18 protein-coding genes and 1 tRNA gene are annotated in these 19,880 nt (G+C 72.3%); 12 read left to right on the forward strand and 7 right to left on the reverse strand.

All coding sequences use genetic code 11. From position 1 onward, the window contains the following. The 3 genes from ACWDR3_RS06920 to ACWDR3_RS06930 form a co-directional block, all read left to right on the forward strand. A partial coding sequence (locus ACWDR3_RS06920) for a carbohydrate ABC transporter permease (protein WP_450351416.1) occupies positions 1 to 1,013 on the forward strand: 1,013 nt, incomplete at its 5' end. A gap of 12 nt (positions 1,014 to 1,025) precedes the next feature. Further along, positions 1,026 to 1,931 (forward strand): carbohydrate ABC transporter permease, encoded by a 906-nt coding sequence (locus tag ACWDR3_RS06925; RefSeq protein WP_450351417.1) that lies wholly within the window; start codon positions 1,026 to 1,028, stop codon positions 1,929 to 1,931. Between the two features lie 122 nt (positions 1,932 to 2,053). Then, positions 2,054 to 3,490 carry a GH1 family beta-glucosidase gene (locus ACWDR3_RS06930; protein WP_450351418.1) on the forward strand — a complete coding sequence of 479 codons (1,437 nt, stop codon included), beginning with the start codon at positions 2,054 to 2,056 and terminating at the stop codon, positions 3,488 to 3,490. A 33-nt stretch (positions 3,491 to 3,523) separates the two neighbouring features. Here the strand turns inward: ACWDR3_RS06930 and ACWDR3_RS06935 are convergent, their stop codons facing one another. From ACWDR3_RS06935 to ACWDR3_RS06945, 3 genes are all read right to left on the reverse strand, one after another. Continuing rightward, on the reverse strand, positions 3,524 to 4,996 hold the full coding sequence (locus ACWDR3_RS06935) for a glycoside hydrolase family 18 protein (protein WP_450351419.1): 1,473 nt from the start codon (positions 4,994 to 4,996) through the stop codon (positions 3,524 to 3,526). Between the two features lie 105 nt (positions 4,997 to 5,101). Continuing rightward, a complete protein-coding gene (locus tag ACWDR3_RS06940; RefSeq protein ID WP_450351420.1) occupies positions 5,102 to 6,505 on the reverse strand; it encodes a sensor histidine kinase in 1,404 nt (467 codons plus the stop codon). Then, positions 6,502 to 7,209: a response regulator transcription factor gene (locus tag ACWDR3_RS06945; protein ID WP_401726859.1), complete on the reverse strand. Its 708-nt coding sequence runs from the start codon at positions 7,207 to 7,209 to the stop codon at positions 6,502 to 6,504. The genes ACWDR3_RS06940 and ACWDR3_RS06945 overlap by 4 nt, the downstream gene beginning before the upstream one ends. A 97-nt stretch (positions 7,210 to 7,306) precedes the next feature. Between ACWDR3_RS06945 and ACWDR3_RS06950 the strand changes: the two genes are divergently transcribed. Beyond that, positions 7,307 to 7,822 (forward strand): hypothetical protein, encoded by a 516-nt coding sequence (locus ACWDR3_RS06950; RefSeq protein WP_450351421.1) that lies wholly within the window; start codon positions 7,307 to 7,309, stop codon positions 7,820 to 7,822. Between the two features lie 24 nt (positions 7,823 to 7,846). Here the strand turns inward: ACWDR3_RS06950 and ACWDR3_RS06955 are convergent, their stop codons facing one another. Together ACWDR3_RS06955 and ACWDR3_RS06960 are read right to left on the reverse strand one after the other, a co-directional pair. After that, positions 7,847 to 8,716, reverse strand: coding sequence for a spermidine synthase (locus ACWDR3_RS06955; RefSeq protein WP_450351422.1), 870 nt, complete (start codon positions 8,714 to 8,716; stop codon positions 7,847 to 7,849). Between the two features lie 60 nt (positions 8,717 to 8,776). Next, positions 8,777 to 9,202: a hypothetical protein gene (locus ACWDR3_RS06960; RefSeq protein WP_450351423.1), complete on the reverse strand. Its 426-nt coding sequence runs from the start codon at positions 9,200 to 9,202 to the stop codon at positions 8,777 to 8,779. Between the two features lie 300 nt (positions 9,203 to 9,502). Here ACWDR3_RS06960 and ACWDR3_RS06965 point away from each other — a divergent pair, with 300 nt between their 5' ends. Continuing rightward, entirely contained in the window at positions 9,503 to 11,008 is a 1,506-nt protein-coding gene (locus tag ACWDR3_RS06965) for a tetratricopeptide repeat protein (RefSeq protein WP_450351424.1), read from the forward strand. Positions 11,009 to 11,105: 97 nt separating this feature from the next. Here the strand turns inward: ACWDR3_RS06965 and ACWDR3_RS06970 are convergent, their stop codons facing one another. Further along, positions 11,106 to 11,702, reverse strand: coding sequence for a histidine phosphatase family protein (locus ACWDR3_RS06970; protein ID WP_450351425.1), 597 nt, complete (start codon positions 11,700 to 11,702; stop codon positions 11,106 to 11,108). A gap of 200 nt (positions 11,703 to 11,902) precedes the next feature. Between ACWDR3_RS06970 and ACWDR3_RS06975 the strand changes: the two genes are divergently transcribed. The 7 genes from ACWDR3_RS06975 to ACWDR3_RS07005 all read left to right on the forward strand — a co-directional run bounded on the left by ACWDR3_RS06975 (position 11,903) and on the right by ACWDR3_RS07005 (position 18,315). Continuing rightward, positions 11,903 to 12,838, forward strand: a complete 936-nt coding sequence (locus ACWDR3_RS06975; RefSeq protein WP_450351426.1) for a phosphatase PAP2 family protein — start codon at positions 11,903 to 11,905, stop codon at positions 12,836 to 12,838. After that, a complete protein-coding gene (locus ACWDR3_RS06980; protein WP_450351427.1) occupies positions 12,735 to 13,964 on the forward strand; it encodes a hypothetical protein in 1,230 nt (409 codons plus the stop codon). Before ACWDR3_RS06975 ends, ACWDR3_RS06980 begins: the two co-directional genes overlap by 104 nt. Further along, the gene (locus ACWDR3_RS06985; RefSeq protein WP_450351428.1) at positions 13,955 to 15,556 is read left to right on the forward strand and encodes a hypothetical protein; all 1,602 of its coding nucleotides are present in this window, start codon (positions 13,955 to 13,957) and stop codon (positions 15,554 to 15,556) included. The genes ACWDR3_RS06980 and ACWDR3_RS06985 overlap by 10 nt, the downstream gene beginning before the upstream one ends. Next, entirely contained in the window at positions 15,553 to 16,893 is a 1,341-nt protein-coding gene (locus tag ACWDR3_RS06990) for an AAA domain-containing protein (protein ID WP_450351429.1), read from the forward strand. Before ACWDR3_RS06985 ends, ACWDR3_RS06990 begins: the two co-directional genes overlap by 4 nt. A gap of 271 nt (positions 16,894 to 17,164) precedes the next feature. After that, positions 17,165 to 17,530: a hypothetical protein gene (locus tag ACWDR3_RS06995; RefSeq protein WP_402349836.1), complete on the forward strand. Its 366-nt coding sequence runs from the start codon at positions 17,165 to 17,167 to the stop codon at positions 17,528 to 17,530. A gap of 139 nt (positions 17,531 to 17,669) precedes the next feature. Further along, positions 17,670 to 18,251, forward strand: a complete 582-nt coding sequence (locus tag ACWDR3_RS07000; RefSeq protein ID WP_450351430.1) for a bifunctional DNA primase/polymerase — start codon at positions 17,670 to 17,672, stop codon at positions 18,249 to 18,251. Further along, positions 18,242 to 18,315 (forward strand) — tRNA-Lys (locus tag ACWDR3_RS07005). Before ACWDR3_RS07000 ends, ACWDR3_RS07005 begins: the two co-directional genes overlap by 10 nt. Positions 18,316 to 18,366: 51 nt before the next feature. On the opposite strand, the gene ACWDR3_RS07010 is transcribed toward ACWDR3_RS07005, so the two are convergent. Then, on the reverse strand, positions 18,367 to 19,674 hold the full coding sequence (locus tag ACWDR3_RS07010; RefSeq protein WP_450351431.1) for a M6 family metalloprotease domain-containing protein: 1,308 nt from the start codon (positions 19,672 to 19,674) through the stop codon (positions 18,367 to 18,369). Positions 19,675 to 19,880: the final 206 nt, after the last annotated feature.

The raw sequence follows: 19,880 nt of genomic DNA on the forward strand, positions 1-19,880 counted from the left end.
CCCGGCACGACACCGCCGCGCCCCCCGCCAAGGAGGGGGGCGCGGCCCCGGGCCGCCCGCCCGAGGGCTCCGTGGTCGAGGCGGACGCGCGGCGCCGCGCCCGGCTGTCGCGTCGCTGGCAGCGGGACGTGCGCTGGAGTCCGTACGCGTTCGTCTCGCCGTTCTTCCTGCTGTTCCTGGCGTTCGGTCTGTTCCCGTTGATCTACACCGCGTGGGCCTCGCTGCACACGGTGGAGCTCACCGCGCCGACCGACATGCACTGGGCGGGGCTGCGCAACTACACGCGCATCTTCGACGACGACTTCTTCTGGAACGCGGCGAAGAACACGCTGACGATCGGGATCATCTCGACCGTTCCGCAGCTGTTGATGGCGATGGGGCTCGCTCACATCCTCAACTACAAGCTGCGGGCCTCGACCTTCTACCGGGTCGTGATGCTGGCGCCGTACGCGACCTCGATCGCCGCGGCCTCGCTGGTGTTCGCGCTGCTCTTCGGCCGCGACTACGGCATGATCAACTGGGTGCTGCACCAGGTCGGCATCGGCGCGATCGACTGGCAGGGGAGCAAGTGGCCCTCGCAGATAGCCGTTTCGTCGATCATCATCTGGCGCTGGACCGGCTACAACGCGCTGATCTATCTGGCCGCGATGCAGGCGATCCCGCAGGATCTGTACGAGTCTGCGGCGCTGGACGGGGCCAACCGGTGGCAGCAGTTCTTCCACGTCACGCTGCCCTCGCTGCGGCCGACGATCCTGTTCACCGTCGTCGTCTCGACCATCGGGGCCAGCCAAGTCTTCGGTGAGCCGCTGCTGTTCGACGCGAACAAGGGCGCGTCCGGCGGTGCGGAGCACCAGTTCCAGACGCTGGGTCTGTATCTGTACGAGCAGGGCTGGGTGAACCAACACCTGGGCCGGGCCTCGGCGATCGCCTGGACGATGTTCCTGATCCTCATCGTGGTCGGGATCGTCAACTACGTCATCTCGCGCCGGCTGCGCGCCAGTTCCAGTTCCTAAGGAGACCCGGCCGTGACGACGACCCTGACGAAACCCGCGGACGCCGCTCCCGACGGACCCCGGCGCATCCGCCGACCCAAGGCCGCGCGGGCGGGCGGCACGCTGCACGCCGGCCCGATCGCGTACGCCGTGCTGATCCTGTTCACGCTCGGCTCGCTGTTCCCACTGGTGTGGACGGCGATCGCGGCATCCCGTGACAACAACCGGCTGGCGCAGACCCCGCCGCCGTTCTGGTTCGGCTCGAACCTCATGCACAACCTCGACATCGCCTGGAACGACGCCAACCTGGGCAAGGCGTTCGTCAACACCACGATCGTGGCGGGCACGTGTGCCGTGACCATCGTGGTCCTGTCGACGATCGCCGGGTTCGCCTTCGCCAAGCTGCGGTTCAGAGGGCGGCAGGCGATGATGCTGATCGTGATCGGCACGATGGTGGTGCCGCCCCAACTCAGCATCATCCCGCTGTACATGCTGGTCGCGAAGCTCGACTGGTCCGATCAGCTGCAGGCGGTGATCCTGCCGGGTCTGGTCAGCGCGTTCGGTGTGTTCTTCATGCGGCAGTACCTGATCCAGGCGCTGCCGGACGAGTTGATCGAGGCGGCCCGGGTGGACGGCGCGAGCAGTTGGCGGGTCATCTGGCACATCGTGTTCCCGGCGGCGCGCCCGGCGATGGCCGTGCTGGGCATGCTGATGTTCGTGCAGACGTGGAACGACTTCCTGTGGCCCTTCCTGGTGCTCAGCCAGAACGGCAACCCGACCGTGCAGGTGGCGGTCGCGGGCCTGGGCCGCGGCTACACCCCGGACCAGTCGCTGATCATGGCCGGCGCGCTGCTGGGCACGCTGCCGCTGCTGGTCGTCTTCGCGATCTTCGGCAAGCAGATCGTGGGCGGCATCATGCAGGGCGCGGTCAAGGGCTGACCCCCGCTCGTCCAGGGGGCCGGGTCACCGCCGCCTCGGCCCCCTTCCTCCCCGTACACCCCTCTTCCTCTCCTTCTTCTTCTTATACGTCGGTCTCCACGACCTCCTATGGGAGCGCTTCCATGTCTGAGCCCGCAACGCCGGCGACCCCGGTGACCTTTCCTCCCGCCTTCCTCTGGGGCGCGGCGACCTCCGCGTACCAGATCGAGGGGGCGGTGCGGGAGGACGGCCGTACGCCCTCGATCTGGGACACCTTCAGCCATACGCCGGGCCGGACGGCCGGCGGCGAGCACGGTGACATCGCTGTCGACCACTACCACCGCTACCGCGAGGACGTGGCGCTGATGGCCGACCTCGGCCTGTCGGCGTACCGCTTCTCGATCTCCTGGTCGCGGGTGCAGCCGACCGGCCGGGGTCCGGCGGTCCAGGTGGGCCTGGACTTCTACCGGCGGCTGGTGGACGAGCTGCTGGCGCACGACATCAAGCCCGCCGTCACCCTCTACCACTGGGATCTGCCGCAGGAGTTGGAGGACGCGGGCGGCTGGCCGGCGCGCGACACGGCGTTCCGGTTCGCGGAGTACGCGCAGATCGTGGGCGAGGCGCTGGGCGACCGGGTGGAGCAGTGGATCACGCTCAACGAGCCCTGGTGCAGCGCCTTTCTGGGCTACGCCTCCGGCGTGCACGCGCCGGGCCGCACGGACCCGGAGGCCTCGCTGCGCGCCGCGCACCACCTCAACCTGGCGCACGGCCTCGGCACCACGGCCCTGCGCTCGTCGATGCCGTCCCGCAACTCGGTGGCGCTGAGCCTCAACTCCTCGGTGGTCAGGCCGGCTTCGCAGGACCCGGCGGATCTGGCGGCGGCCCGGAAGATCGACGACCTGGCCAACGGCGTCTTCCACGGCCCGGTCCTGCACGGCGCGTACCCGCAGACGCTGCTCGCGGCGACCTCGTCGGTGACCGACTGGTCGTACGTCCTCGACGGTGATCTGCGGGCGATCCACCAGCCGTTGGACGCGCTGGGCCTCAACTACTACACGCCTACGCTGGTTTCGGCGGCGGAGTCGCCCAGGACCGGTCCGCGCGCCGACGGCCACGGTGCGAGCGCGCACTCGCCGTGGCCCGGCGCGGACGACGTCGCCTTCCTCCAGACCCCGGGCGAGCGCACGGAGATGGGCTGGACGATCGACCCGACCGGCCTGCACGAGCTGATCATGCGCTACACCCGCGAGGCCCCGGGCCTGCCGCTCTACATCACCGAGAACGGCGCGGCCTACGACGACAAGCCCGACCCGGACGGCCGCGTGCACGACCCGGAGCGGATCGCGTACCTGCACGGCCATCTCTCGGCGGTGCGCCGCGCCATCGCGGACGGCGCGGACGTCCGGGGCTACTACCTGTGGTCGCTGCTGGACAACTTCGAGTGGGCGTACGGCTACGAGAAGCGGTTCGGGGCGGTGTACGTGGACTACGCGACGCTGGCCCGGACGCCGAAGTCGAGTGCGCGGTGGTACGGGGAGGCGGCTCGGTCGGGCGCGTTGCCCGGTGTGACCGAGGTCTGAGCCGCCTCCCCGTCAAGGGCCCTTTCCCTCAGCTCAGTTGAAGGCGGCGAACGCCTTCGAGAACGCGAACTTGTCCTGGAGGATCGAGCTGCATGTGGCGTCGGCCGTGGGCTTGGTGCCGCCCGCGCACTGCTGGTCGCGGCCGGCCGACCACATGGAGAGCCAGCCGAGGCCCTTGGACTTGGCGAAGTTCACCAGTTGGGTGGCGTCGTCGACCTTGAAGATCTCGGCGGCCACGTCGTTCACGCCGAGCATCGGCGTGACGGCGACGGTCTTCCAGGCGGCGGCGTCCGAGAGGCCGAGCACGCTCTTGACCTGGGCCTGGGTGGCGGTCGCGGCCTGTTCGGCGTAGGTGCCCATGTCGCCGCTGTAGGCGGGGCCGTAGTCCATGGCCATGATGTTGACGGTGTTGATCTTCACGCCGTTGGACTTGGCGTTGGACAGCAGGTTCACGCCGTCCTGGGTGAGGCCTTCGGGCATGACCGGGAGGGTGTACGAGACGTCCAGGTCCGGGTGCGCGGCCTGGAGCTTGGCTATCGCCTTGGCGCGGTTGGTGTTCGCCGCGGTGTTGGGCAGCGCGCCGCCCTCGACGTCGAAGTCGACCTTGGTGAGCTTGTACGCGTCCACGACCTTGCCGTACGCCGTCGCCAGCGCGTCCGCCGAGGAGCAGGTGGTGGCCAGTTCGGAGCCGGAGGCGCCGCCGAAGGAGACGCGGACGTCCCCGCCCTTGGCGCGCAGGGCGCCGATCTGCGCGGCCACGGCATCGGTGCCGAGGTCGCTGACGCCGCCCCACTTGGGGGTGCAGCCGCCGCCGTCGGTGATGAAGGCGAGGTTGTAGTTCTTGACGCCGGTCGCCGTCGCGCTCGCGAGGAGGTCGAAGGCCGGGTAGAGCGAGGTGTCGACGTAGGGCGCGAAGCCGGCGCTCGCCGTGGTGCCGGTGCCGGAGGTCGACGTGGGGGTCGGCGTCGGCGTGGGGGTGGCCGTCTTGGTGGGCGTGGCCGTGGGGGTGGAGGTCGGCGTCGGGGTGGGCTTCGGGGTCGTGGTCTCCTTGGGGCGGCCGGTCGGTTCGGGCGTGGCGGTGCCGTCCGCCGAACACTTGGCGCCGTCGATGAGACAGGCGGTCGGGTCCGCGGTGCCGTTGACCACGAAGCCGACGGTGACGGACTCGCCGGCGGTCAGCCCGTCGGTGTCCCACTTGGGCGGGGTCACGGTGACGTGCTGTCCGCTGACGCTCGACTCGGCGTTCCACAGCGAGCTGAGCTTCGTGCCCGAGGGCAGGTCGAACTGCAGCTTCCAGGTCTTCTCGGTGCCGCCGCTGTTGTTGGTGACGACGTACTGCGCGGTGTAACCCGTCGACCAGTCACTGGTCTTGGTGTACGCGGCGCCGATGCCGGCCGCCTGGGCGGTGCCGGTGAGCAGGACCGCGCCACCGCCGACCACGGCCGCGGCGACCACTCCGCCGATCACCTTGTTTCTGCCGCTCAGCTTGCGCCGGTGCGTGGTCATCGCGTGCCTGCCTTCGTTCCGGGGGTGGGGTGCGGCAGCACGCTAGCGACCTGGAATCGGGCAAAGTGCCTGATCCGGGCGGGGGTTGCGGATCTTAGGGTGCGCTTAAGGAAGGGATCGGGGGCGGTTAAAGGTAGAGACCAATCTGCCGCGCCGCCGGCGTCGTACGGACCCCCGGTGACCTCGGCGTTCCGGCTCCCGGCCGTCCACCTGGATCCAGATCCGCACCTCGGTCCCGCCCAGCACGGACGACCCGATCCGTACGTCCCCGCCGGTCGACTCCGCGAGCCTGCGCACGATGTCCAGGCCGAGGCCCGTGGAACCGGCGGTGCCCGAGCCACGGCCGCGGGCCATCGCGGCCACGGGGTCGATGATGCCGGGGCCCGCGTCGGAGACCAGGACGATCACCGCGTCCTCGCCGTTGTGCAGGTCGACCGCGAAGGCCGTGCCCTCGACGGTGTGCCGGAAGACATTGCCGAGCAGGGCGTCGAGCGCGGCGGCCAGGTCGGCGCGGGCCACGGGTATGCGCACCGGCCGGTCGGCGCCGGCCACCCGCCACTTGCGGCCCTCGTCCTCCGCGAGCGCCGACCAGAACACCATCCGCTCCCGGACCACCTCGGCCGCGTCGCACCCGGCGCCGGGCAGGGCCGCCGCGGTCTGCGGCTTGGCGTCCCGCGCGGTCCGGATGATCGTGTCGACCTCGCGCTCCAGCTGGGCGACCGCCTCCCGGGTCTGCTCGGCGGCCGGACCGTCGCCCAGCGAGGCCGCGTTGAGCCGCAGCACGGTCAGCGGGGTGCGCAGCCGGTGGGACAGGTCGGCCGCCAACTCCCGTTCGTTGGCCAGCAGTTGGACGACCTGGTCGGCCATCGAGTTGAACGCGACGGCGGCCAGGCGCAGTTCGTTGGGTCCCTCCTCGGGCACCCGCGCCCCCAGCTTGCCCTCCCCCAGCTCGTGCGCGCCCTCGACCAGGCGCCGGGCGGGCTTCACCATCCGCACGCCCAGCCGGTCGGCGACCGCGACGGAGCCGACGATCAGCGCGACGCCGACCGCGGCGAGCACCGCCCAGGCCGTGCCCACGCCGTGCCTGACCTCGGCGTCGGGCACGAACACCTCGACGACCGCGATCGCGCCGGAGCTCAGCGCGACCGGCTGGAGCAGCGTGGAGCCGCCCTCGACCTCGCTGGTGGAGGCGCGGCCCAGCTTCCGTACGGTCGCGATGGCGTCGTCGGCCGCGCGCCTGCGCCCGATGTCGACCGCCTTGCCGCCGTCGACCGCGGGTATGTGCACGGCCATCCCGGAGTCGGAGCCCGCGGAGGCGACGACCTTCTCCAACTGGTCGCGGTCGGTGGTGATGGACAGCGCCGGGGCGACCGCGGCGGCCTCCCGCTCGGCGTTGGAGAACGCGCGGTCCCGGGCCATCTCCTTGATGACCAGACCGAGCGGGACCGCGAAGGCGACCACGACCATGGCGGTGACCGCCAGGCAGACCTTGACCAGTGCCCATCTCATCGCGGCGGCTCCGCTCCCCCGGGTGGTTCCAGCTTCACGCCGACGCCGCGCAGGGTGTGCAGATAGCGCGGGCGGGCGGCGGTCTCGCCCAGCTTGCGGCGCAGCCAGGACAGATGGACGTCGATGGTCTGGTCGTCGCCGTACGACTGCTGCCACACCTCGGCGAGCAGCTCCTTGCGGGGCACGACGACGCCGGGCCGGCCGGCCAGGAAGGCCAGCAGGTCGAACTCGCGGCGGGTGAGGTCGAGCCGTACGCCGTCCAACTCGGCCTGGCGGCGCAGCGGATCGACGGTCAGACCGCCGACGCGCAGGACGCTGGAGGGCGGGGCCTCTCCGGTGCCGGCGCGGGAGCGTCGTAGGACCGCCGCCATGCGCGCGGACAGGTGCTCGACCGAGAACGGCTTGGTCAGGTAGTCGTCCGCGCCCGCGTTCAGCAGCCGGACGATCTCCGTCTCGTCGTCGCGCGCGGTGGCGATGATCACGGGTACGTCCGTGATCCCGCGCAGCATCTTCAGCGCCTCGGACCCGTCCAGATCGGGCAGTCCGAGGTCGAGGATGACCACGTCGAAACGGAAATGGGCGACCTCGCGCAGCGCCTCCAGCGCCGTCCCGACACTGCGCACCGTGTGGGCGGCGTCGGTCAGGTGCCGGATCAGCGCCGAGCGGACGAACTGGTCGTCCTCGACCACGAGCACACTTGCCATGCGCCGCACCGTACGCCATCCGGGCGAGCCGGATCCGGGCCTGTGGATAACTTCGGACGGGCGACACCCGTGGGGCGCGTGAGGCAGTATGGCCGCGATGCTCAGAGGACTCGTACACGTACTGGCTTGGTCGCTCGCCACGGGCGCGGCGGTCACGCTGTCGTGGTGGGGTGTCCACACGGTGATGGCGGGGACGGCCTACGATCCGCCGCGCGCCCTGCCCATCACGGCGGGCCGGGCGACCACGCAGGAGTCGAAGCCGCTGGCGTCCTCCTCGCCGAGCACGCCGACACCCACGCCGAAGCCAACGCCGTCGAGGACGTCCGCCGCGCCGAAGCCGACCCCTTCCAAGACCCCCACCACCAGCCCGTCGCCCAGCACTTCGGCCGCCGGGCAGGTCAAGAGCTACGACACCGACGGCGGCCGGGTGGTCTTCGACCTCGCCGACACGTACGCGACGCTCGTGTCGGCGACTCCGGGTCCTGGCTGGTCGATGCAGGTGTGGAAGACGGAGACGTGGATCCGGCTGGAGTTCTCCTCGGGCGCGGACCGGGTGTCGGTGTTCTGCACGTGGCACGACGGGCCGCCACGCGTGGACGTCGAGAACTACTAGCCGTACGACGGCAGTTGGCGTCCGTCAGCGGAACACCGAGGGCGGCGGGGCCGGCGAGGCCACTGCCGCCGCGTCCGTGACGGGGGCCGCGCCGCCGGTGAAGTCCAGCAGGGCGCGGCCGTGTTCGACGCGGCCGGGGTGCGGGTCGGAGGCGGCGCGGCGGGTGAGTTCGGCGAGGGGCAGCGGGGTGTCGGAGGCGACCAGGACGGCGTTGCCGAACCGTTTGCCGCGCAGCACGGTCGGGTCGGCGATCAGGGCGAGTTCGGGGAAGCGGGCGGCTGCGGTGGCGATCTGGCCGCGCAGATGGGTCAGCGGCGGGCCGTCGGCGAGGTTGGCGGCGTAGCAGCCGCTCGGGCGCAGCACGCGGCGGACCTCGTCCAGGAACTCCGTCGAGGTGAGGTGGGCGGGGGTGCGGGCCCCGCTGAAGACGTCCGCGACGACGAGGTCGGCCCACCCGTCGAGCACCTTGGCGAGCCCTTCGCGCGCGTCGACGGACCGCACCCTGATCCGGGCGGCAGTGTCCAACGGCAGCTGCTTGCGCACCAGTTGGACGAGCGCGGCGTCCCACTCGACGACCTGCTGGGTGGACCGGGGCCGGGTGGCGGCGACATAGCGGGCGAGGGTCAGCGCACCGCCCCCGAGGTGCACGACGTGCACGGGCTTCCCGCCGGGCACGACCAGATCGACGACATGCCCGAGCCGACGCTGGTACTCGAAGGACAGATACGCGGGATCGTCCAGATCCACGTGCGACTGCGGCGCCCCGTCGATCAACAGCGTCCAGCCCCGCGCCCGGTCCCGATCGGGTATGAGCTCGGCGAGCCCACCGTCGACGGCCTCGACGACGGCCTCGGCACCGGCCGACCCACGCCGGGCGTTCCTGGACTTTCCCATGCGGCCATTATCGGTGGGGGCGGGGGGTGCCGCCTGCGCGCGTGCTCGCCGTGGACGAGGTCAGCGGCAGTTGTCCGCCGCCTCGATCAGGCGGGCCGCCTCGCCCAGGGCCTGGCGGAGGACCGCCGGGTCGGTGGCGAGGTCGGTGTCGCCGGGCGGGAGGAGCCAGTCGGAGCCCTCGACGGGGGGCTCGGCGGGCAGGCGCAGGCCTCGGCCGTCGGTCTCCGTACAGGTGCTGCCGGGGACGTCCCAGGCGGCGGCGGTGCCGGAGGGGACGACGAAGCCGAGGGTGCCGCAGCCGTCGTCGTGGAGTACGGGGCCCATCGCGTCGCAGGCGCCTCGGCGCAGGATGTCGACCGCTTCCAGGCCCTGTCGCGTCGGTACGGTCACCAGGTCGCAGGCGGGCGGTGCACCGGCGTCCGGCACCGGTGTGAACCTCACTGGCGTCACCGGCGTACGAGAATCGCTGCTCTGCCTGGTTCGCATCCTGGACTCCACCACGGAACCCCTCCTTGAACGAAGCGGCTCGGGAGTCGGGCGGCTCCCGGTCCTGCCGGGTTCAACGCGCCGCCGCGTCAACGGCTACGGCGGAAATCCGCCGCAAAGGATGGCAGTTCATGGCAGATCCCGGATGAGATATCCGGTTTGTAGCCAAACCCTGCGTGCCGGGTCGGTGACAGCGGGTACGTTCATGCCCGCCGGAAATCAAGGGCGATCCCGTTGACAACCAGCTCAAGTCGCCCGGAATCCGGCTTGGTTCGACGGTTCGCACGAGAGGACCCGGCCATGACGTCGTCAAAGGTGACCACGTCCCAGCCCACCCATCCACCACGGCCGAATCTGGCCTTCCGACAGCTGCGCGGCCGGCGCTCACCGGCCGAGTTCGCGGCGGCCGTACGGCGCTCGGCCCGTGAGATCGGGGAGCGGGTGAGCTGTGACGCGCGCTATGTCGGCCGGGTCGAGGCGGGCGAGATCCGCTGCCCCAACTACGCGTACGAGCGGGTGTTCCTGCACATGTTCCCCGGCCGCACGCTCGCCGACCTGGGCTTCGCGCCCCGCTCGTCCGTACGCGGACGTGGGGCGCGTGCCATGGATGAGACGCAGGGGGCGCGCGATCCGTATGACACGAAGAACCCGCAGGGCGCGCGCGATACACACCCGCATGAGGGGGACCCGTACCGCACGCACGCGTACGACCCGCCCGACCATCACGAGAACCGTGAGCTCCACGAGAACGACGGGCTTCACGAGAACGACGAGAACAACGAGGAGAGCGACGTGCTACGTCGCGCATTCATGACCGGCGGGGGCGCCACCGTGGCCGCCGCCTCGCTGGGCCCCTTCGGGCTCGCCTACGACGCGGCCGCCGCGGAACGTCCCGTGCGCCGGGCCGGGGCGAGCGACGCGGGCGCCCTGGAGGAAGCCGTCCGCAGGATCCGGCTGCTCGACGACCGGCACGGTGCGGACGGCCTCTACCGGCGCGCGGCGGCTCCGCTGCGCGCCGCCTACGCGCTGCTCGACGCCGGCGCGACCCGGCAGACCACCGCTGACCGGCTGCACTCGGGCGCGGGTGAACTCGCCATCTCGGTGGGCTGGTTGGCGCACGACTCCGGGCGCTGGGACGACGCGCGCTCGCACTACGCGGAGGCGCTCGCGACCGCCCGGATGACCGGCGACGACGCCCTGGAGGCGCACGCCTTCTGCAACACGGCGTTCCTCGCGCGCGACGCCGGCCGGCCGCGCGAGGCGGTGCGGGCCGCGCAGGCCGCGCAACGCGTCGGGCGGTCCCTGGGCTCGTCCCGCCTGATGTCGCTGCTCGCGCTGCGCGAGGCCGGCGGCTGGGCCGGGCTCGCCGACCGCATCGCCTGCGAACAGGCGCTCGCCCGCGCGCAGGCCCTCTACGAGCGCGGCCCCTCGGACACCGACCCCGAGTGGATGAGCTTCTACGGGGAGGCCGAACTGGAGGGCCTGGAGGCGCAGTGCTGGTCGACGCTGGGCGACTGGTCCCGCGCCGCCCGCCACGCGCGCCGCGCGGCCCATCTCCAGGACCCGCACTTCACCCGCAACATCGCCCTCTACACCGCGGAACTCGCCGACGACCTGGCCCGCGGCGGCCACCCCGACGAGGCGGCGACGGCGGGTCTGCGCGTCATGGACCTCCTGGACCAGGTCCAGTCCTCCCGCGTCCAGACCATGCTCGCGACCACCGCGCGCGTGCTGCTGCCGCACCGACGCGCCTCGGGTGTGTCGACGTTCCTGGAGAGGCACGCTTCACGGCCTCGGACGGCGTGAGGGGAGCCCCGGGCGGCGTGAAGGGGGCGCGGGAGCAGCCTCGGGCGGCGTGAAAGGGGCGCGGGAGCAGGGCGTACGGGCGGAGCCTCGCGCGCCGTCAGTTCGTCAAGTGCCCCAAGTCGTTCCAGCTCTCGATCGCCGGTTCGCCGTAGGCCCAGCCGAGGACCGACAGGGACGTCGGGTTGAGGCGTATTCGGGCGGCGAAGTCGAGGGGGAGACCGAGCCAGCGGGCGCCGATGGAACGCAGGATGTGGCCGTGCGCGAAGACCAGGACGTCACGGTCCTCGGCGCGGGCCCAGGCGACCACCTCGTCGGCGCGGGCGGTGACATCGGCGAGGGACTCGCCCTCGGGGACGCCGTCGCGCCAGATGAACCAGCCGGGGCGGACGGCCTGGATGTCGTCCGGGGTCATGCCCTCGTAGGCGCCGTAGTCCCACTCCATGAGCGCGTCCCAGGGCTGGGCGCGCTCGCCGAACCCGGCGAGGTCGCACGTCTCACGCGCGCGTGCCAGCGGGCTGGTGCGCACCTCGACGCCGGGCAGCCCGTCCAGCGGCGCCCGGTGCAGGCGCTCGCCGAGCAGCTTGGCGCCCCGGCGGCCCTCCTCCAGGAGCGGCACATCGGTCCTGCCCGTGTGCTTGCCGGACAGCGACCACTCGGTCTGTCCGTGGCGGGCCAGCAGGATGCGCGCAGCCATGGGTGAGGAAACCTTTCCGGGATAACCAGAGGCGGACCGGATCCATCATCGCGCACCCTGGAGGAGGGCAACCCGACGGGCGATCTCAGCGTCTTTGAGGGCCGGGGGCCGCGCCACGAGGGCGTGCGCATACGCCGTAAAGTGGCACGGCCGGACCAACGGGCGCCGCGCGAGACGAAGGGGGAGGGGATCGGAAGCCGATGACCGAGACACCAGGCACCGAGACAGCCCCGGGCGCCCGCCTGCGCTGGTGGACCGAGCTGCCGCTGATCCTGCTGGTGTACGCGTGCTACTCGGCCGGCCGGCTGCTCGCCCGCGGCAACGAGACCGGCGCCGTCGACCACGGCCTCTCGATCCTGCGCATCGAGAAAACCCTGCACCTCAACGCCGAGCACCCGCTGAACCGGCTCTTCACGCGCGAGGCGTGGCTCGGTGTGCCGGCCGACTTCTGGTACGCGTCGCTGCACTACATGGTCACGCCGGTGATCCTGATCTGGCTGTTCAGGTCGCGCGCGGTGCACTATCGCGCGGCCCGCACCTGGCTGATGACGTCGACCTTCATGGGCCTGATCGGCTTCACCCTGCTGCCGACCTGCCCGCCCCGGCTGCTGTCCGCGGGCCACGGGTTCGTCGACACGATGGCCCAGTACAGCTCGTACGGCTGGTGGGGCGGCGACGCCAGTGCCCCGCGGGGGCTGGGCGGCATGACCAACCAGTACGCGGCGATGCCGAGCCTGCACGTGGGCTGGGCGCTGTGGTGCGGGGTCGTGCTGTGGCGGTTCGGCGGGACGCGGCTGACGAAGATCGCCGCGGTCGCCTACCCGCTGCTGACCACGATCGTGGTGATGGGCACCGCGAACCACTACTTCCTCGACGCGGTGGCGGGCGCGGCCGTGATGGGCGCCGGGTTCCTCCTGACGCCGTACGTGATGCGGGTGGCGAACCGGATCCGCAAGCGGCTGCCCTTCGCCACAGCGCCCTCTCCCGGCGCAGGTTCCCCGATTGTCAGTGCCGGATGCCAGACTTCCGCAGGTGAGCGATTTCCACGGCAGCGCGAGTCCCGGATCGGATCCGGAGCCGAGCCGGACGCCTCCTCCACCGACGCGGGAGAAGGCGCTGCGGCAGCGGCTCGCTGAGCTGCGCGGACCTGGCGTACCGGCCAAGGCCCTCGACGCCCGCGCCCTCGCGGCGCTGGCGGCCAACCCCGGGTGCAGACGGCGCGCGATCCTCGACGGTGCCGGGGTGGACAAGACGGCGGTAGCCGGGGCGCTGGGCTCCCCTTCCGCCTTCGGCCAGTCCCAGTTCGCGATCACTCGGGGCAACGCGTTCGAGGCGAAGGTCAAGGCGGACGGCGGCGCGGAGCTGCTGCGGCTGGTGCACGAGCGGCTGGACGCCTCGGCCGAGCCGCCGACCGACGCGCGCGTGCCCGACCTCGCCGCGATCGGCCCCGAGGGCCGCGCGGCCCGTACGGCACTGGCGCTGCGCGAGGCCGGTGAGGCACCCGGCGTCTGGACGCTGCTCGACCACCCGATGCTGGCGCTGGACGTGGCGGGCTCCCCCGCCTTCCTGGAGCCGGACGCGGTGGTGGTGCACCCGGACGGCAGCTGGACGGTCGTGGAGATCAAGTCCTTCCCGATGCTGGACGGCTCCGCGGACCCGGCGAAGGTCGGCGCCGCCGCCCGCCAGGCCGCGGTGTACGTACTGGCCCTGGAGCAGGTCGCCGCCCGCCTCGACCCGGCCCCTTCGGTACGCCACCGGGTGCTCCTTGTATGCCCGAAGGACTTCTCCAACCGCCCCACAGCCTCCGCCGTGGACGTCCGCAAGCAGCGCGCGGTCACCGCCCGCCAGCTGGCCCGCCTCACCCGCATCCAGGACATCGCCGACGCCCTCCCCGAGGACACCTGCTTCTCCCCCGACCTGCCCGCCGCCGAGCTGACGGCCGCCGTCGAGTCGGTGCCCGCGGCCTACGCACCCGAGTGCCTGTCCGCCTGCGAGCTGGCCTTCCACTGCCGCAACCACTCCCGCGCGGCCGGCGCGATCACCACCCTCGGCCGCCCGATCCGCGCCGAACTGGGCGACCTGACGACGGTCGAGGACGTCCTGGCCGCGTCCCGAGGCGAAACCGGAGACCCGGACGACCCGGCGGTGGCGGCTCTGCGCAGAGCGGCGGCGCTGCGGGCGGAGGCCCTGGCGGGCACGCGCCTGGCAGCCGTACCGCCCCAGTCGTTCCTCCCCACCTCGGAGGGCGCCCAGTGTCGCTGATCTCCACCCTCGCCCGGCTCGAAGCCGTCAGCACCGGCCGCGCCCAGCCCGCCGCGACCGTCCGGCATCGGCATCTGTCCGAGCAGACCCTGGTGTTCGTGCCGCTCACCACCGCCGGCGAGGCCGGGGCGCCGCTCGGCGCGCTCGTCGGCACGGACCGGGACGCGCCGCGTCTGCTCGTCGTACCGCAGCCCCGGGACCGCGACCTGCGGTTCGCGTTCCTGGCCGAGCTGGCGGACATCGTGCTGCCGTACATCGACGCGTACGCGGACGACGTGGAGGTCGCCGAGCGGAACGAGACCGATCCGGAGACCGGCAAGCGTGTCAAGGTCGAGGTCGAGCTGTGCGCGGACGCCCCGCAGCTGATCGTGCCCAGCCGCGCGGGTCTCGACTTCGTCCGGTTGCTCGGGCGCTCCATGCGCTTTCGCCGTACGGCCGAGCAGGACCCGGAGACGCCGTATCCCGCGCCCCCGCGTGTGCCGCTGCTCGGCCGGTGGCTGACCCACTACGGGGAGCGGTCCCGGGTGCCTGGTTCCTCGCTGCTGCTGGCTATGACGGACGTGCTGGCCCGGCACTGGGCGACCGGGCAGTCCACCCTGGAGGACCAGCACCTGGGCGCGCTGCTCGCCTGGATCGACCCGCCGGAGGGTGCGACCGGCGCGGAGGCCGCGCTGCGGGCCGAGCTCGCGCGGGACGCGAAGGGGCAGTTGCTGTGCCCGCCGGCCGGTCCGGCCACCGACCCGGCGTTCGACAACAAGCTGCTCGCCCCCGCCCTGGATCGGCATTACCGCGCGCGTACCGCGCTCGCCGCCGCCGAGGACGGTCTGGAGGCGGACGACCGGCTCGGTGAACTCACCACCGCAGAGCGGGAGATCCGCGATCTGGTCGAGAGCCGGACCCGGCCCGCCTGGGACGCGGTGTGGCGCGGGCTGGATCTGGTGCGGGCGCTGCCCGAGGGCGGGCGGGTGGAGGAGCGGTGGATCCGGGACCGCTGGTCGTTCACCGCGCACCGCGACCGGATCGTCGCGGGCGAGCCCCCGCAGCCGCGCCGCGACGACGCGGTCACCGCGGCCAACAAGCTCGCCGCGCGCGAGCGCGAACAGGCCCGCCTGGAGGCGCAGGAGGCACTGGACGACCCGCTGGTGATGGCGGGACGGCGGCTGTCCGGGGAGGCGTTCGCCGGTGAGGTGACCGACGTGGTCATGGCGTACAGCGAGGGCAAGCGCCCCAGCCCGCGCCCGCTGGTCACCGTCCGCACGGACGACCGGCCGCACCTGGGCGAGCGCGCCAAGGTGTTCCGGTCGCTGGGCGGCAAACCGCAGGCCGCGGAGTACGTCGGCCACGAGGACGCCCCGGACGGCGACGCCCTGATCGTGCTGCGCGTCCTCGACAAGATGGGGCGCGGCAAGGAGCCCGAGGCCGGTTCCGTGCCCGAGAAGGGCGACCGGCTCTGCTTCACGCTGTTCGAGCACGAGCAGCGGGGCGGCCCGAAGCTGCCCGACCCGGAGGCGACCCCGTGGACGCACGGCGGCCCGCCCGGTGAGGCCGTCGCGGAGGCCGCCGATCCCCTGACCTCGGAGGACGTCCTGTGACCGCCGCCTTCGACCCCGGTGCCGAGGCGACCAGGGCGACCGACGCGATCCTCCACGACACCCTGCACGGCACCCACCGGGGCGTGGTCGTCGACTCCCCGCCCGGCGCCGGCAAATCCACGCTCGTCGTCCGCGCCGCGCTCGAACTGGCCGACGCGGGGCGCCCATTGATGGTGGTCGCGCAGACGAACGCCCAGGTCGACGACCTCGTCCTGCGCCTCGCGGAGAAGAACCCCGAACTCCCCGTCGGGCGACTGCACAGCAGCGACGCCGACCCGTACGACAAGGCGCTCGACGACCTGCCGAACGTACGCAAGTCGGCGAAGGCGGCGGACCTGGCCGGGCTGTCGGTCGTCATCTCCACCGCCGCCAAATGGGGGCACGTGAAGGTCGACGAGCCGTGGCGGCACGCGATCGTGGACGAGGCGTACCAGATGCGCTCGGACTCGCTGCTCGCCGTGGCCGGGCTGTTCGAGCGGGCGCTGTTCGTGGGCGACCCGGGCCAGCTGGACCCGTTCTCCATCGTCGGCAGCGAGCAGTGGGCGGGCCTGTCGTACGACCCCTCGGCCTCCGCCGTGACCACGCTGCTCGCGCACAACCCCGAGCTGCCCCAGCACCGCCTCCCGGTGTCCTGGCGCCTGCCGGCGTCGGCGGCCCCGCTGGTCTCCGACGCCTTCTACCCGTACACGCCGTTCCGCAGCGGCACGGACCACGGCGACCGTCGCCTGTCCTTCGGCGTCCCGGCGGACGGCTCCGGTCCCGACCGGGTGATCGACGAGGCCGCGGAGTCCGGCTGGGGCCTGCTGGAGCTGCCCGCGCGGCACACCCCGCGGACGGATCCGGAGGCGGTACGGGCGGTGGCGACGGTCGTACGACGTCTCCTGGACCGGGGCGGCGCGGCCACGTCGGAGCGCTCACCGGCCCCGGCCCCGACCCCGCTCACCGCGGACCGCATCGCCGTCGGCACGGCCCACCGCGACCAGGCGGCGGCGGTCCGAGCGGCGCTCACCGAACTCGGCGTCACGGACGTCACCGTCGACACCGCCAACCGCCTCCAGGGCCGCGAGTACGACGTCACGGTCGTCCTGCACCCGCTCTCCGGCCGCCCCGACGCCACCGCCTTCCACCTGGAGACGGGCCGCCTCTGCGTCCTGGCCTCCCGCCACCGGCACGCCTGCATCGTGGTCTGCCGCGCCGGCGTGACCGACCTCCTGGACGACTACCCGTCCACGGAACCGGTCCAGCTGGGAACGCTGGTGAAGTTTCCCGACGGGTGGGAGGCGAATCACGCGGTACTGGCACGGCTGGCGGAACACCGGGTGAGCTGGCGGCTGTGATCAGCGGGAGCTCCTCCGCACGCCGCCCCTCGCCGGACGGAGTCCGGCACGCCGCCGGAGGCGGCCCATGAATACAGCCCCGACGGGTGGGAGGCGAACCATGCGGTGCTGGCGCGGCTGGCGGAGCACCGGGTGAGCTGGCGGCCCTGAATCGGGGCTTCTGGCCGGCTGAGGGGAACCGTCGTGGTGCTCTTGCGCGGGCACGAGACAATGGACGGTGGCCCGGTCACATGACAGGGCGCCCGCGACGTACGTACGAGGAGGAGAAGACATGGCGGAGCCCACGCCGCGTCGGAACGAACCGCGGCTACGCCCCGCGCCCCTGCTCTTCGAGCCCGCGGAAGCGGCCGCCGATCCGGAGCACTTCTTCGACCTGGAGTCGATCGACGACCCGCACGCGCTGCTGGCCCGCTCGACGGAGCTGGCGCAGGCGTTCCGCGCGGCGGCGGACCGGGCGGTGGAGTACCAGGCGATGGCGGCGGCGCAGCTCGCCGACCCGCGGCGGTTCGACCGGCTGACGCCCGCGGACATCGCGGAGCGGGCCGAGTGGACCGAGGACTATGCCAAGAAGATGGTCGAGTACGGGCAGCGCCTGATGCGCGGCGCGGAGGGTGGTGGCGGGCCGGACCCGGTCTGAGGCGAGGGGCCCCGCCCTCTCCTCATCCACCCATTTCGGCATATGCCAGGCGGGCAAGATACTCCGTCCCACCCCGTCCTGTCCCGGTTTCCGGCAACCCTAAGAAACGGAACGCTCACGGCCGGTAGATGTAGATGTCATGAGCAGCGAACGCGACCAGCCCTTCTCCGACCGTTGTGACGTCCACGGAGTCACCCGGGACGGCGCGGCCTGGCTCGCCTCGGCAGGAACGTATCCGCGCAGCACGCTCGCCCTCTGGGAGGAGCGGCCCGACGCTCCCGTCGTCTTACCGTGCGGTGCCGTCTTCGACGTCGTCAGCGTGCCCGCGGTCTTCGGGCGCCGCATGCTCGACCGGCTGTGGGAAGAGGGGCCCGGGTCGGGGCCGGTGGCGGTGTTCCGCGGCCGGACGCTGCTGTTCGCCGCGCCGGGTACGGCCCAGCGGTTGCCGTCGCTGCTGCGCTGGGAGGAGTTCGGCCGCACGGGCGCGATCCCGTCCCTGCTGTGCCACGGCAACGGCGACGCGGTGACCGTGCCGGCGCCACTGGCCGGCGCCCTGACCTCCCGCTGGCTGGTCGCCCCCGACACCCGTCACCCATGGCTGCCGGGCCCGGAAATCGTGCTCTGGGCGGCGGTGCGCGCGGCCCGCTCAGCCGTGCGGATATCGATTTTTCCTCCCGCCGATCAGGATGCTAAGGTCTACGACGTCAGCAAGCGCCGCTAGCTCAGTTGGTTAGAGCAGCTGACTCTTAATCAGCGGGTCCGGGGTTCGAGTCCCTGGCGGCGCACAGACAGTGAAAGCCCCTCGCGAACGCGAGGGGCTTTTCGCATGCTCGGCGCTACCCGACCGAGATCCTCACCGTCCAAGCCCCCGACGCCGTCCGGCCCTCCGCCGCCACTCGTACCTTTCCGCCCCGTGCCGTCACGCCCGGGACCGTGAAGTTCTCGCCGAGGGCGACCGGGGCGTCGGCGAGTGGGGGGTAGACCGAGTTCTCCCAGCAGGCCTCGGTGCGGGGGTGGGCGTCGATGACCTGGATCGGGCCGTCGCCGGACTGGGCGCCGCTGCTGATGCGGTAGACGAGGATGCCGGACCGGCACACGGCGGTGTCGTTGCCGACCGGGCCGCGCGCCTCGAAGGCGAGCGCGCTGTCGGGGCCGGTGCGCACCACTGCGAGCTTGGTGCCGCGTCCGAGGCCGAAGGCCGGCGATCCGGCCGCGCCCGTCACCGGCAGTCCCGGTCCGGCGCCGAGCGGTTCCAACGTGAGGCGGGTGGTGCCCTGTCCCCGCGCGCAGACCACCTGGCGCGGCTCCAGCCAGCCCAGTTTCCACTTGTGCCAGCCGAAGAGGTCGGGGGCCATGCCGAACTGGCTGCCCATCAGGTCCCAGTCCCCCACGTACGTGTCCCAGTCGCCCTTGCCGTCGACCGGCCGGTGGTAGAGGTCCGGCAGATCGAAGACGTGCCCGGTCTCGTGGGCCAGCACCAGCCGGTCCGGCGGATGCTTCTCGAAGACCGTGACGACCCGCCGGACGTCCGTGCCGTCGGCCCGCAGCGGGGTGTCCATGTTGACGACCTTCGTGGCGTCCGAGTCCACGCCGGGCGCGTCCGGGTCGGCGACGATGTACACCACGTCATACCGGGAGAAATCGACCTCGGGGTCGGCGGCCGCGAGCGCGTCGCGCAGGTAGGCGGCGCGGTCCGCGGCGTGCCAGTCGCGCTGTATGGCGTACGCGGTGGACGGGCGCGGCATCCGGATCCAGTGGTGCAGCGGGTGCGGGTCGAGCGAGAACCGGCCGTATGAGGCGCGCTCGAAGAAGCGGCTGGTGGCCGGGAAGTGGTCGCGGGTGAGCTGGGCCGGTGTGGTGCGCGGGGCCGCGTCCGGGAAGGACAGGAAGACCATCACGGCGTCCAGCCGGCGGGCCGGGCGCGGATACGCGGCGTTCCAGGTGTCGACGCCCTCCGAGTGGTGGGCGTCGGTGCGCTGGAGTGCGCACGGGGCCGCCGAGAACGGTTCGGCGACCGAGGGCCCGGTGAAGAGCGAGGTCGCCGCGAGTGCCGAGAGGGTGGTGAACACCGCGGCGGTGCTGCGCAGTCGGGGCCGGGGGAACGGACGCGGCAACTGAACCTCCGGGAGCGGATCACGGGACACCGCACCCAGCCTCTTGGAGATTGTCGTACTACGCCCTGTTTGTCTGCACCAGAAGAGTGAGTCAGCCGAAAGACCGTCAGAGACGACACCCCGAACCGCTCACGGAACGTCACAACTGGTCGGAGGCCAGATGAACACGTCCAGGTGCGGGCAGAAACGATCTGTCAGAACGGTCGCCCGATCCTGGACACTGGACAGTGGCTGGA

The organism is Streptomyces sp. NPDC001002 (genome assembly GCF_053599215.1).

Coding starts and splice junctions, on each gene's coding strand:
- ACWDR3_RS06935 (WP_450351419.1), bottom strand. CDS start 4,996: ATGACCACGCACCGGCGCAAGCTGAGCGGCAGAAACAAGGTGATCGGC.
- ACWDR3_RS06950 (WP_450351421.1), top strand. CDS start 7,307: ATGCTCAGAGGACTCGTACACGTACTGGCTTGGTCGCTCGCCACGGGC.
- ACWDR3_RS06960 (WP_450351423.1), bottom strand. CDS start 9,202: ATGCGAACCAGGCAGAGCAGCGATTCTCGTACGCCGGTGACGCCAGTG.
- ACWDR3_RS06970 (WP_450351425.1), bottom strand. CDS start 11,702: ATGGCTGCGCGCATCCTGCTGGCCCGCCACGGACAGACCGAGTGGTCG.
- ACWDR3_RS06995 (WP_402349836.1), top strand. CDS start 17,165: ATGGCGGAGCCCACGCCGCGTCGGAACGAACCGCGGCTACGCCCCGCG.
- ACWDR3_RS06975 (WP_450351426.1), top strand. CDS start 11,903: ATGACCGAGACACCAGGCACCGAGACAGCCCCGGGCGCCCGCCTGCGC.
- ACWDR3_RS06930 (WP_450351418.1), top strand. CDS start 2,054: ATGTCTGAGCCCGCAACGCCGGCGACCCCGGTGACCTTTCCTCCCGCC.
- ACWDR3_RS06940 (WP_450351420.1), bottom strand. CDS start 6,505: ATGAGATGGGCACTGGTCAAGGTCTGCCTGGCGGTCACCGCCATGGTC.
- ACWDR3_RS06965 (WP_450351424.1), top strand. CDS start 9,503: ATGACGTCGTCAAAGGTGACCACGTCCCAGCCCACCCATCCACCACGG.
- ACWDR3_RS07000 (WP_450351430.1), top strand. CDS start 17,670: ATGAGCAGCGAACGCGACCAGCCCTTCTCCGACCGTTGTGACGTCCAC.
- ACWDR3_RS06955 (WP_450351422.1), bottom strand. CDS start 8,716: ATGGGAAAGTCCAGGAACGCCCGGCGTGGGTCGGCCGGTGCCGAGGCC.
- ACWDR3_RS06945 (WP_401726859.1), bottom strand. CDS start 7,209: ATGGCAAGTGTGCTCGTGGTCGAGGACGACCAGTTCGTCCGCTCGGCG.